The following is an 11,667-nucleotide window of genomic DNA, read 5'->3' as shown; positions in this document are numbered from 1 at the left end:
AAACCAAGGGCAATTTTTCCATCCTAAGGCTTTTAATAATTTTAAAGTTTTTAAATGCTTTTAGAGATGCTGTAAGCCTTTATTTGCAATAGTTTAAGGGGTGATAAAGATAGGTTTAAGGGGTGATAAAGATAGGTTTAAGGGGTGATAAAGATAGGTTTAAGGGGTGATAAAGATAGGTTTAAGGGGTATTTAAATAGCTAGATTATTGACTATTTAAAATATATAACATATAACCTAGTTAAATGAATTAATAAGCTTCATATCATGACAAATAACAATAAATTAGTTGTTAAGGATAATGCTCTTATCGATGCCTCTTTCAACTTATCACTCATAGAGCAACGTATTATGCTCTTGGCCATAGTTGGAGCTAGAGAGTCTTCTAATCTCACATCTGATACACCAATAGAAGTTTTCGTAAGTGACTACGTTCATCAATTTAAAGTAGATAGTAATAATGCCTATGGCTTGCTTAGAGAAGCAGCGAAAACTCTAAAAAGAAGGGAGTTTAGTTATTTAGATAGATATAAGGGCCAAGAAGCTCTTACTACAGCAAATTGGGTAAACAAAGTGACCTATGTAGATTCTAGTGGCCTTATCGTTTTATACCTTAGTAACGAAGTTATCAGCTTAATAAGCCGATTAAGCGAACAATTCACAAAATACCATATAGAACAAGTGTCTGACTTTAAGAGTAAATATAGCATCAGACTATATGAGCTATTAATTAAATGGTTGAATGTAGCAAAAACTGAGAAATATAGTATTAACGATCTTAGATCAAAATTAGGGCTGGATGCGACTGAATATTCAACTATGTCGAACTTTAAATCTAATGTCTTAGACAGAGCAATAAGTGAAATTAATAAACATACTAATATTACCGTTGACTATGACCAATTCAAGAAAGGGCGAGTTATCACAGATATCCAATTTAGAATTAAATCGAAAGATAAGCCATCTCAACAAGAATTAACAAAGGTATCCCAAACAGCATTCCACCAAATGACAGATGCTCAAATCAATATGTTTGGCAATCAGCTTTCACGATTGCCTGAATTTTCGAACTTAGCAAATGGTAATGAAAGCTATGAGAGCCTAGCAGCAAAAATCAAAGAAATGCTAAGAGATCCAATACAACAAAAGCAGTTTTTACCTCACCTAAAAAACCTAGGCTTTAAAGCTTGAGTGTATTAGAGAATACACATATTGTATTCTCCAATACGTTTTCAAAATACACAGCAATACACTATGAATACAGCTACAAAATACAGTGTTAGTGATGCTGCAACTCTGTATAAAAAATCCCGAGCGACAATCTATAAAGATATAAAAAACGGTGTATTAAGCCGTGACTATGACGGTTTTATAGATTTTTCAGAATTACTTCGCGTCTATGGTGAGCCTTTCGGAGCAAAACAGGCAAAACGTATTGATACGTCTTCAATACAAAATCAAAATACACCTGAATACACTGATAAAACAGTGGTAGAGCTGAAAAACCAAATCGACTTTCTAAAAAAACAGTTAGAAAAAGCCGAAGATCGTGAATCCAAGGCGAATGCTCGTATTGATACGCTTCTAACGCTCATTGAAATGAAGCCTCCCACGGCCAATATGACTACGTTTACCGATCAAGAACCGCTGCAACCAAGCATGGCCAAAACAGCTCCAGAACCGGACACAGCAGAAGCTAAACAGGATGGATTGACTACTCCGGAGCAGACGGAAAATAAGCGTATTCCAGTGCCGGAGCAGGTTGAACCGGAGCAGCCGAAAAGAGGATGGTTAAGCCGGTTTTTCTTGCCGAATGGCTAAGAGGCTTATTTAGGTGTACTAATCAAAGTTGTGACACATTGATCAAAGAATAAGCGTGGAACGTGAATAATCATGAAAAAGCCGTTCCAGTGCGCTGAACCCTAGAACGGCTTTGACTAAGATATTGATGCTTATAAGGAAATTTCAAGCATTTCGTATAAGGTGTATTATGTTAATTTTAGAAATTCTAAAAAAGGGATAGTTTTTAACTATCCCTTTATCTTGTAAAAATTATCTTAGTAATAATACTGGTTTTGTAGAACTTGATAACAATTTGGTCGTCGTACTACCAATAAAAAACTGGCGTATCTTTGAATGACCATATGCACCAATCACAATCATATCAATAACGTTTTTTTCTTGATAATCCAATATAGATTTCTCAACATCACCTTCAAGCACACTATCAATGACATCAAAACCATTATTTGCAAGTAGCTCTTTTGCCCAAGTGACTTGTGATGTCATATCACTATTTGGCTTACCAACATATACCACATGAGCTGTCAGGGTTTTTAATAAAGGGCTATTTGCAATTTTGTCTACACAAATACGTGCAGTAGGACTTCCATCAAAAGCAATTAAAAATGACTGAGGTGGACTAAACGGTGAGGATGTGATTAACACGGGTTTATGAAGAGCACGAACAACATTTTCAATATGGGTTCCAACTTTACTGGAATTGTGCTCGGTTTCAGTTCCATGCTTACCCATAACAAGAACTCGAATATCCTCTTCCATTCCCATGATTGTTTCTAAAAGACTGCCATGGCGTTGAAAGCTTTGAGCATCAATAGAGAACTTCTCCAATAGATAGTTTTTTGCTTCCCGAAGAAGAATTTGGCCATGCTCTAGCTCAATTTTCCCCTTACGTTCTTCCAGTTCAACCAACTCGTTTAGCAAGGTTTCTCGACTTCCTAGACCAATTGCACCACTTAAATCTTGTGGTGCTTTCGCTTTTGGCTTATCAATGACATGCAATAACTGAAGAGGTGAATTCAATTTATCGCTAAACCAAGCTGCATAATCACAAACGGTATTTGTTGCTAATGATCCATCAATACATGCAATAATTTTTGACATAATTCATCCCTCTTAGTGGCTATTTAAGCGATCTAAAGCATCTGGCTTATCATGGATACCAAACTTATCGACTAACGTTTTACTGGCTTCATTCATTCCAATCAGTTCGACTTCTGTTCCTTCACGTCTAAACTTAATGACCACTTTATCTACGGCAGCGACCGCAGACACATCCCAAAAGTGAGCCTGACTAACATCAATCACAACTTTTGAAAGTGCTTCTTTGAAATCAAATGCAGACGTAAATTTATCTGCCGAGCTGAAGAACACTTGACCCGTCACCGTATAAGTACGGGTACTTTCAGGTTCATTAAATTCGGACTGAATTGCCATGTAGCGTTCAATTTTGTTAGCAAAAAATAATGCAGAAAGAAGAACACCGACTAATACGCCATAAGCCAGGTTATGTGTGGCAACAACCACAACCACTGTCGCTATCATTACGATATTGCTAGAGAAGGGATATTGGCGAATATTGCGCAGTGAATCCCAGTTAAATGTTCCGATTGAAACCATGATCATTACGGCAACCAGTGCAGCCATTGGAATGACTTTGAGCCAGTCACTGATAAACACCACCATAATTAACAGGAAGACCCCCGCACTAAAGGTAGATAAACGGGTACGACCACCAGATTTCACATTAATAATTGATTGACCGATCATGGCACAGCCTGCCATTCCGCCTAAGAAGCCTGAAGCGACATTGGCAACGCCTTGTCCTTTACACTCACGGTTTTTATCACTGGTGGTATCTGTTAAATCGTCGACAATCGTTGCTGTCATCATAGATTCAAGCAAACCGACGGCTGCTAATCCCAGTGAATAAGGCAAAATAATAGCTAAAGTTTCAAGATTTAAAGGAATATCAGGAAGCAAGAAAATTGGAAGAGTATCTGGTAATTGCCCCATATCACCTACGGTTCTTACATCTAAACCAATGAACAAGGCAAAGAGCGTGAGGAGTACAATACAGATGAGGGGAGAGGGTAAAAGCTTGCCTATTACTGGGATATAGGGGAATAGATAAATAATGGCTAAACCACCAATTGTCATCGCATAGACATGCCATGTCACATTGGTGAGTTCAGGCAATTGGGCCATAAAAATTAGAATAGCCAAGGCATTCACAAAGCCAATCACAACCGACTTTGACACAAAGCGCATCAATGCACCTAATTTTAGATAGCCTGCTAGGATTTGAATAAATCCTGTCAAAATTGTGGCTGCTAATAAGTATTGCAGACCATGCTCTTTAACCAGTGTGACCATTAATAAAGCCATAGCACCAGTTGCAGCAGAAATCATCCCTGGACGACCGCCTACGAAAGAAATCACCACGGCAATACAGAATGAAGCATATAACCCTACCTTAGGGTCGACACCTGCAATAATTGAAAAGGCAATTGCTTCAGGAATTAGAGCCAAAGCAACAACAATACCCGCAAGAACATCCCCGCGAATATTGGAGAACCATTGTTCTCGAATAGTGGATAACATGAAAATAGCCTATTTTTTTAAATTTTAGGAAAGGCTAGTGATGTGATATATGACACACAAGCTACTACACCACATCACTAGACAGTGATGAGTTATTTACTGTTTTAAGAGATAAATAAACTTATGGTGGCGTAAGTGTCATATTAAGAAAGATATCTATTTTGGAGGGTTTCGGGGGCAATGATAGCAGTTAGGCCCTTTTCTATCCACCCTAACCGTAGTACTGAAGTAAAAGTAAGAATGATCATAGATAATTTTAGAATTGATTTATGTCCATTTAACATAATGGGCGTTATACGAAACGCATATAAAAATAGTTTTATATTTCAAAAAGTTATGTTATAAAAAATCGGGGACGCAACCCCGAAAAGCCGACTTGGAAACAAGTCGGCTTTTTTATGAGCAGTTTTGATACTTATTGCCAATAAAGTTGATCAAAAATACATCGAAATAGATAAATACATAATCTTTATATGGGTTTAACATCGAAAATCATCCACAATTTCTGCGGATAAAACAGGGATTATTTTTACCCCATTTTGTACGCCTAAGCGTACAACTATTTAAGGCTTTTGCGGCTACACCATCTCTCAGCAATTCCATATTATGGGGATATAGAGAGCAGGATGCTCCAAATAAGAATAACAAGAGATAGAACAAGGAAGTGAGGTACGACAGGAGTTATACCTAAGCATCAAATATGTAAAAAAGCCCAACAGGATGTTGGGCTTTTTTATTGCTTATTTACTTCGGATAATCCGTATTATGTTGATTTTATGAGAACCATATAATAAGTAAAAAATTCGTGGCTATACCCATACAGTAATTAACCATAAAATTAAAACTCAAAAACTTCTTTTGCAGTTGCCAAAGTCTTTGCTCCAATTCCTTTTACTTCAGAAAGTTGTTCTAAGGTTAAACCTTTATTATTGACGCGTGCTATTACGATTGCTTTTGCTATATCTCGCCTAATATTGAGTAATGCTTCAATTTCATCTAGTGAAACTTCAGTTATATGTGGCTTAGTATTCTTAGAAACAGCTGATGGATCTAGGTAATCTAATAAATCGGCAAGCATCAAATAAATATGGAAGATTGCTTTAGTTGCTTCTAGTTGATTTACCTCAGCATGAACCCCTTTACAGGCTAAACTGTAATCTGCAGATAACCAGCTACCTAAATAGTCTACATGAGCTTTTGCCATTTCCTTATTGCTTTTTGATTCAATAGAAACATCCATAAATCGCCAAATACGATTAATATATTGGTTCTGCTTAAAAGTTCGACCCTTAATATTTTCCTCAGTTGCAGGATAGAGTTTGTCTGCCAAACTTTCCAATAATCTTCTGCATGTGGCTAATGCTTGAGACCATTCTTCTTTACTATCAGATGATACTGACTTGAAAGCTAACATAAGCTGCTCAGCGATTTCTGGATCTAAATCCAATAATCTGTCATCAACAGCATTTTTTAAAATGTCGAAACTCGATGTAATTGTTCCTGAAAATCTGAGTTTGGTATCAAGTTCAGTTAAGTAGTCTAAAGCTTTCTTTCTAATATATTGTAAATGTCGTTTTAGGTCCGTTAGATTGTAAACATGGTCAGTAAATTGCTTGAGTTTAGTAATGAATGCATATCTTTCCTCGATAAATTCTACAGAGTGATATCCACCAGTTGCTTTTATACTTTTAAACCTATGAAGTTCTGGTATTTCACTTAATGGGATAGATAACTCCTTCAGTTTATCTAGATTTTTTTTAAATTTTGGATCATCCATATTTTGAGGCTTTTCTTCTTTTTTATATTCTTCGTCTATTTTTTCTGAAAAATCTTGTAGGGCACTAACATAACGAGTAGAACCCAGCTGAATTTCACTCCAAGCAACTATTTCATCTTCATTTAAGAGTTTAGCTGCCCGTGAAAGTTTTTGAACCCCCACGGTCACGCTACCTTTTGCAGATTCTAGCTCTTTTAAACCTTCTTCAATAATCTTTAGTGCTTCAGCTTTTCTTTCTGCCACAAAATTTTCCCTAATCTAATATTTGTTGAAAGATTCTATCGAATGTACAAGGTTATTGATTTTGAATAGCCCCTACCATATATCACACGAAGAAAATCTTATTAAAGTACAGGAAATATTTTACTCTGGATCTGCATATAAATGACTAACACATATGCCGCATACGGAACGACCTAGCTGTGCACATTTAACACGCACAATAGATTCATCTAATTCACAACTAATATCTTTAAATCCAGACACCCATGTCATTTTTTCACAAACTGACCTACTATCAGATGTACATTTATTTTCTGAATTCGGAGGATTCAATTTACCTTGAAAAAGGTGAAATTGACCTGTATTAGTATTTTTTTTCAAAGTGTAAGTTTTTTTTGTCATAAAAATCTTCTTTAAAGTTAGAAATATTATTTAATTCATATTACATTAATTACTAATAAATACAATAATATAGAAGCATTATAACGACATATGATATCCTAAATTTTCATAAATCCAGCTATTATATAAAGTAAAAATTCCTAACCACATGCAGGACTTTTTCATTACATTTTTTTATTTTTCAAAAAAACTTGCAATTCTATGCATTCACCATCAACATATATTTTTGTCCTAGGACAGCGGACATTGATAAAATGCTTAAATCTCAAGATATTCTTGTTTTAGTAAAGTTACTTTCGATTCAAAATGAATTACGTACCTCATCTAATTTTAGTAGTGAGTACAGTAACGACTACTCTAACTTTTACTTAAAAAGGTCAATCAAACACCTTTTGTCAGTTAGAGGACTCGCTGAATCGATTGTTATAGGCAAAAGTGAAGTCTCAGAGTGTATTAAAAGATTAGTAAAAGTTGGACTGCTAGTTATACATGATCAAAAATTTTCTCAGAGGCTAGACTTAGCGAATTTCGATTGGGATATTAATAAAAGGGCCTTTTTTAATTTAGTTATTCATAGTTTTCAATACTTTTTCCCTGCTGAACTAAGATCTATGGATTTTGGAATTCCTACAGCATTTTCTAAAGAGGGTCTTAATTCTTTCTTGGCATATAGTTCGCCTATACCTTATATCTGGCCAATACAAACCTATAAATCTATTTCAGGTCTAGCAATTGAACCTATGCATAAATCAATACCATATGCAGCAATTGAAGATAATTATCTCTATGAAATTTTTGCAATAATTGATATTTTTAGAATTGGTTCTCCTAGAGAGAAACACATTGCAGAAAAACTGTTTTCAGAAATCTTAGGCGTATCAAACTAATGAATTCACCATTAATTAAAATGTTAGAGAAAGTTGCTGATGCACTAACTCAAGATCTTAGAGAGGAAATGGTCTTTATTGGTGGATGTACTACTAGCCTACTTTTAGACCCCAAAAACCATTCATTAGCAACAAGATACACATATGATGTCGATTTAATTGTAGATATAACCACTCATGCAGAATGGTATTCATTAGAAGAAAAAATTCGAAAACTAGGTTTCGTAAATGATCAAGAAGATAATATCTTATGTCGTTACAAACTGGGGAATGACCTAATTGTTGACTTCATGCCTACAGATTCAAATATTTTAGGTTTTAGTAACTATTGGTATGAACAAGCCATTACTCATAAAGTTAGATATTGCCTCCCAAATAAACTTGAAATAAATATACTTGAATCACCGTACTTTTTAGCTACTAAGTTCGAGGCTTATAAGGGTAGAGGAAATAATGACCCCCTAATGAGTAAGGATATAGAAGATATTTTAACTGTATGCATGGGGAGAAGTACTTTAGTTGAAGAGATATACTCTAGCCCTCAAGAGTTGAAAGATTATCTTTCCCATGTTCTCGCAGAATTACAGAACCACAATGAATTCCAAATTGTTTTAGATGATCAATGTAGATACGGCTCAAAAGAGCGAGTTAAGCAAGTAATCAATGCAATAATAAAACAATGGAATAAAGCCTTTTAATGAACTTATTTCATTTTACTCATAATCAAAGCCTCCCCAATAAACATGGAATAGATGGTACTGGGGAGCTAAGATCGAATCCTGTATTAGAGCTTTGTTACATAGTTGATGGGCATAGTAAGCATCCCAATAGTGACATTCTTGTTTCTAACTTCCATTCATTTATTTTAGAAAAGAAAGAAGCTTTTGAATATTTAATAAATGATGATCATGAAATTAAAGAATTTCTTCAAAACCTAATTAGAGAATTCCACATTTCCCAATATAGGCAGCTCATCCCAGCAGCTATGAGTATCTGCTTATTAATTTTTAATCCAGAAAAAGTCTATAGCGTCCATCTTGGTGACTGCCGTTTAGGCTTAATTGTTGAAAAAGAACTAACCTGGTTAACTTACCCACATAGTTTAACGATGTGTCAGATTGAGGATAGGGATTCTGAGGATTTAGAGGAAATTTTGAGATCTTCACATGATAATCATATCTTAACGAACTCATTGAATACTAAACACATTAAAAAGATCGAAATAAATATTTTTAACAGAGAAGAAGGCACCTATCTTTTAGCAACAGATGGTTTATGGAAATTAGACATTGATAAAATTTTGTTAACTGTAAAAAATAAAGAAAATTATAATGAAATTGATGATTTAGCTTTTGTTATAGCTAATCCATGATTAGTTATTTAACATAAAATCTCTTATACGAATCAAAAATGGAAGCTTATAGCTTCCATTTTTTCGGATGATCTTTCAGCTCATTTAGAAGATAGTTGTTCTGCTATGTTTCTCGTTTCTCGTATTAAGAAATCTCCATAAACTTCTTCTGGAAAAATTTTTAAACGTTTTGTGAATGGTGAAACATTAAGCGTGCTTTTCTTTTCTGTTAGATTATCTATATTTTTATAATGAAATTTTACAAATCCATATTCTATAGCCAATCTAATGAAATCTTTATTTAGTTCAGTTAATTCTAAGAATTTTGTTTTTGTACTTTTTAAAACCTGAGAATAGGACTCTAAGTTACTATCTGCCAGACTTTTTAAGAAAATTCTATCCTTATCAGATAAAATTATATTTAGATCATCAAAAGAATCAGGAATATTATTTATAACTGCTTCAACGTAAGTCAATGTTTTATTATGATTAATATCATCAGCCGTAATTTTTTCATAAATTGGCGTTATTTCAATTCGCTTAAATTTATTATTTAGTGTAGGTGTATTAACTAATTTTTTAAGAAATTCTTCAACAATTGCATGCGCTGTTTTATTCTTTTTAAAAGATAATTCACAAATAATTTTTCTTTCCGATGGATAGAAAACAGCACTAAAATCTTTAGGGTTTGCTTTATAGTTTGTCGGAATATATCTATTAGTGTCTAATTTTACATTTTGAGATTCTACCGTATCTCTAAAATTACTAGTAAGCCCAGTACTTTTAAAGATCTCACATCTAAAGCCATGCTCTAATTTATCTTCATTTAAAGGCTTTATACTGTCAAACTTTACGTAATTGGAACGAGCTTGCAAAGGTACTTCACGGAGATTCCCACTTAGATCCAAAAACAAATCTACATATGTCTTTGTTGAAACCTCGTCAGAAAAAATCTGTACATCAAAAGCTGTGTAAAGAACAGAACATGAACGTGAACCTGCCATATTTCTCTCATTAATATTATCGAGCAATAATTATACATTTATTATAAATTAAATATAATCTTCTTCTTTTTCATAATCATATAAGTTGTTACAACTTGTATAATTAATCTAAAGAATTTTTCGTACATAAAAATAGAGTACTGTATTAAAAACCAGATTAACTCTGGTTTTTTTGTTCAATCTGATCATTGGCCTCAAACATACCAGGATTGGTAATCCGGATATTGTCCTGACAATTCCCACAAAGCATCAGCCCTGCAAAAAGCTGTACGTTGTCCCTTGAATCACAAAAAGCACATGGTTTAGAGAGTTGAATAATATTGCTCATGGCTTTTCCCCCGCAAAATAGTGCCTTTGAGCATATGCATTTCCTCTAGTTTGCATTAATTGGATGTCTCCTCGATCGACTTTTAGATGCATCAGCATCCCAATTTGAAACATATATATATGGCCAAAGTCTTCAAAGAATTTTTCATTTAAATAATTGGCCTCAGTAAACTTATCGAGGGAGTAATTAATTTGCTTCTCAAAATCATTCACCAATGTTTCAATCCGATTGGCCTGCCGTTCAATACTGGCCATCTGTAAATTACTGGTCAGAAGATCCCGCAGATAAGTCCCTAATTTATCGCCCTTCAACTGAGCCAAACGCTCATATTCTTGTGCGACCTGATTGTCTAATCTGACGGCAACGGTTCGAGTACTGTTCATGAAAAACTCCTACAATTTGTTTTCAATCTAAGCACCTAATTTTTAAAAAGTAACTATCAAATATAAGTAAACACTGTTTTAAGTTTTAATGATTACAGGTTAAATATCTAATATAAAAAGAGAAATTTACATAAAAACGTAAACAAAGGTGATTACAAGCTATCTCATTGTTTTGTAAGTAAATATTGCACTTTATTTGCAACAAAACGTGTTTACAGCTAAACCTATGAAAAATAATAAAAATCATGCTAAAAGCGTAAACGCTTTCCAGATAGATGAAAAATCGCTGTATCCCTTATAGGATAAGGCTTTGGAGCCTTTATCTTTAGATGCGTGGTGTGTGAACCAAAAATTGCCGGTATGTACCGGCTCCCAATCCATTTAATTGACTTAACTGACAGTAAAGATAGTGCTTGGCCAAAAGAGATCCTGACTATTGTGTGTCTAAGGGAAAAAATCTATAAGCGGAAACTCTAGCCTACAGATCAAAAATAAAACCCAAGTTGAAACGCTCTCAAATGCGATTTCAGCCACATTTTTACTTAAGACATAGATCTCACTATTGAAATGAGTAATCAGGTCAAAAAACGCAAGTGAACGCCAAATAGAGGCTATTTTTATTCTAATCGGGATGAATAGAGCGAGTGTCTACGAGCGAAGCACCAAAATTCGCACCTAGACTCTCTGAAAAACAGCTTTTTAGGCTGTGAAGCCTAAATAAGCGTAAATCACATGCAGAAAATTGAGTCTAGATCGAGCGTAGCGAGTAAAAAAGCTTTATGAGCGAAGCGAATTCCGAGTTGCTTTTGCTCTTGCCTTTGCTTTTTCTCAAAGTCACAACAGAATGATCCAAAAAATTGCCCCACGAATCGAGCGAAAGCGAGATTCAATAGAGTTTGAGCGTAGCGA

General features: G+C 34.6%; 12 protein-coding genes. 5 read left to right on the top strand and 7 right to left on the bottom strand.

All coding sequences use genetic code 11. From position 1 onward, the window contains the following. The first annotated feature begins 267 nt into the window (after window positions 1-267). Together repM and AC4MC0_RS17825 are read left to right on the top strand one after the other, a co-directional pair. Entirely contained in the window at window positions 268-1,191 is a 924-nt protein-coding gene (repM, locus tag AC4MC0_RS17830) for a replication initiation protein RepM (RefSeq protein ID WP_032066855.1), read from the top strand. Between the two features lie 63 nt (window positions 1,192-1,254). Beyond that, window positions 1,255-1,821: a plasmid replication DNA-binding protein gene (locus tag AC4MC0_RS17825; RefSeq protein WP_032024465.1), complete on the top strand. Its 567-nt coding sequence runs from the start codon at window positions 1,255-1,257 to the stop codon at window positions 1,819-1,821. A gap of 231 nt (window positions 1,822-2,052) precedes the next feature. On the opposite strand, the gene AC4MC0_RS17820 is transcribed toward AC4MC0_RS17825, so the two are convergent. From AC4MC0_RS17820 to AC4MC0_RS17805, 4 genes are all read right to left on the bottom strand, one after another. Further along, window positions 2,053-2,904: a universal stress protein gene (locus AC4MC0_RS17820; RefSeq protein WP_002115246.1), complete on the bottom strand. Its 852-nt coding sequence runs from the start codon at window positions 2,902-2,904 to the stop codon at window positions 2,053-2,055. Between the two features lie 12 nt (window positions 2,905-2,916). Beyond that, window positions 2,917-4,404 (bottom strand): SulP family inorganic anion transporter, encoded by a 1,488-nt coding sequence (locus AC4MC0_RS17815; RefSeq protein WP_005146104.1) that lies wholly within the window; start codon window positions 4,402-4,404, stop codon window positions 2,917-2,919. An 838-nt stretch (window positions 4,405-5,242) separates the two neighbouring features. Continuing rightward, window positions 5,243-6,424: a ComEA family DNA-binding protein gene (locus tag AC4MC0_RS17810; RefSeq protein ID WP_016539269.1), complete on the bottom strand. Its 1,182-nt coding sequence runs from the start codon at window positions 6,422-6,424 to the stop codon at window positions 5,243-5,245. A 120-nt stretch (window positions 6,425-6,544) separates the two neighbouring features. Then, window positions 6,545-6,805: a hypothetical protein gene (locus AC4MC0_RS17805; protein WP_035371760.1), complete on the bottom strand. Its 261-nt coding sequence runs from the start codon at window positions 6,803-6,805 to the stop codon at window positions 6,545-6,547. A gap of 254 nt (window positions 6,806-7,059) precedes the next feature. Between AC4MC0_RS17805 and AC4MC0_RS17800 the strand changes: the two genes are divergently transcribed. The 3 genes from AC4MC0_RS17800 to AC4MC0_RS17790 are packed head-to-tail and all read left to right on the top strand — an operon-like array spanning window position 7,060 to window position 9,064. After that, window positions 7,060-7,692 (top strand): hypothetical protein, encoded by a 633-nt coding sequence (locus AC4MC0_RS17800; protein ID WP_016539271.1) that lies wholly within the window; start codon window positions 7,060-7,062, stop codon window positions 7,690-7,692. Continuing rightward, window positions 7,692-8,390 carry a hypothetical protein gene (locus AC4MC0_RS17795; RefSeq protein WP_436915986.1) on the top strand — a complete coding sequence of 233 codons (699 nt, stop codon included), beginning with the start codon at window positions 7,692-7,694 and terminating at the stop codon, window positions 8,388-8,390. The genes AC4MC0_RS17800 and AC4MC0_RS17795 overlap by 1 nt, the downstream gene beginning before the upstream one ends. Continuing rightward, entirely contained in the window at window positions 8,390-9,064 is a 675-nt protein-coding gene (locus tag AC4MC0_RS17790; RefSeq protein WP_016539273.1) for a PP2C family protein-serine/threonine phosphatase, read from the top strand. The genes AC4MC0_RS17795 and AC4MC0_RS17790 overlap by 1 nt, the downstream gene beginning before the upstream one ends. 80 nt (window positions 9,065-9,144) lie before the next feature. On the opposite strand, the gene AC4MC0_RS17785 is transcribed toward AC4MC0_RS17790, so the two are convergent. The 3 genes from AC4MC0_RS17785 to AC4MC0_RS17775 all read right to left on the bottom strand — a co-directional run bounded on the left by AC4MC0_RS17785 (window position 9,145) and on the right by AC4MC0_RS17775 (window position 10,758). Continuing rightward, window positions 9,145-10,047: a DUF4747 family protein gene (locus AC4MC0_RS17785; RefSeq protein WP_491887522.1), complete on the bottom strand. Its 903-nt coding sequence runs from the start codon at window positions 10,045-10,047 to the stop codon at window positions 9,145-9,147. A gap of 157 nt (window positions 10,048-10,204) precedes the next feature. After that, window positions 10,205-10,375 (bottom strand): hypothetical protein, encoded by a 171-nt coding sequence (locus tag AC4MC0_RS17780; RefSeq protein ID WP_171291932.1) that lies wholly within the window; start codon window positions 10,373-10,375, stop codon window positions 10,205-10,207. Next, the gene (locus AC4MC0_RS17775) at window positions 10,372-10,758 is read right to left on the bottom strand and encodes a hypothetical protein (RefSeq protein WP_005237886.1); all 387 of its coding nucleotides are present in this window, start codon (window positions 10,756-10,758) and stop codon (window positions 10,372-10,374) included. The genes AC4MC0_RS17780 and AC4MC0_RS17775 overlap by 4 nt, the downstream gene beginning before the upstream one ends. Window positions 10,759-11,667 lie beyond the last annotated feature (909 nt).

This window comes from Acinetobacter sp. CAU_H_S139_7 (assembly GCF_058599305.1).
This window is presented reverse-complemented; position numbering and strand designations above follow the sequence as displayed.

Excerpts from the sequence above, each read along its gene's own strand:
- repM (WP_032066855.1), top strand. The coding sequence starts at position 268 with ATGACAAATAACAATAAATTAGTTGTTAAGGATAATGCTCTTATCGAT.
- AC4MC0_RS17825 (WP_032024465.1), top strand. The coding sequence starts at position 1,255 with ATGAATACAGCTACAAAATACAGTGTTAGTGATGCTGCAACTCTGTAT.
- AC4MC0_RS17820 (WP_002115246.1), bottom strand. The coding sequence starts at position 2,904 with ATGTCAAAAATTATTGCATGTATTGATGGATCATTAGCAACAAATACC.
- AC4MC0_RS17815 (WP_005146104.1), bottom strand. The coding sequence starts at position 4,404 with ATGTTATCCACTATTCGAGAACAATGGTTCTCCAATATTCGCGGGGAT.
- AC4MC0_RS17805 (WP_035371760.1), bottom strand. The coding sequence starts at position 6,805 with ATGACAAAAAAAACTTACACTTTGAAAAAAAATACTAATACAGGTCAA.
- AC4MC0_RS17800 (WP_016539271.1), top strand. The coding sequence starts at position 7,060 with ATGCTTAAATCTCAAGATATTCTTGTTTTAGTAAAGTTACTTTCGATT.
- AC4MC0_RS17795 (WP_436915986.1), top strand. The coding sequence starts at position 7,692 with ATGAATTCACCATTAATTAAAATGTTAGAGAAAGTTGCTGATGCACTA.
- AC4MC0_RS17790 (WP_016539273.1), top strand. The coding sequence starts at position 8,390 with ATGAACTTATTTCATTTTACTCATAATCAAAGCCTCCCCAATAAACAT.
- AC4MC0_RS17785 (WP_491887522.1), bottom strand. The coding sequence starts at position 10,047 with ATGGCAGGTTCACGTTCATGTTCTGTTCTTTACACAGCTTTTGATGTA.
- AC4MC0_RS17780 (WP_171291932.1), bottom strand. The coding sequence starts at position 10,375 with ATGAGCAATATTATTCAACTCTCTAAACCATGTGCTTTTTGTGATTCA.
- AC4MC0_RS17775 (WP_005237886.1), bottom strand. The coding sequence starts at position 10,758 with ATGAACAGTACTCGAACCGTTGCCGTCAGATTAGACAATCAGGTCGCA.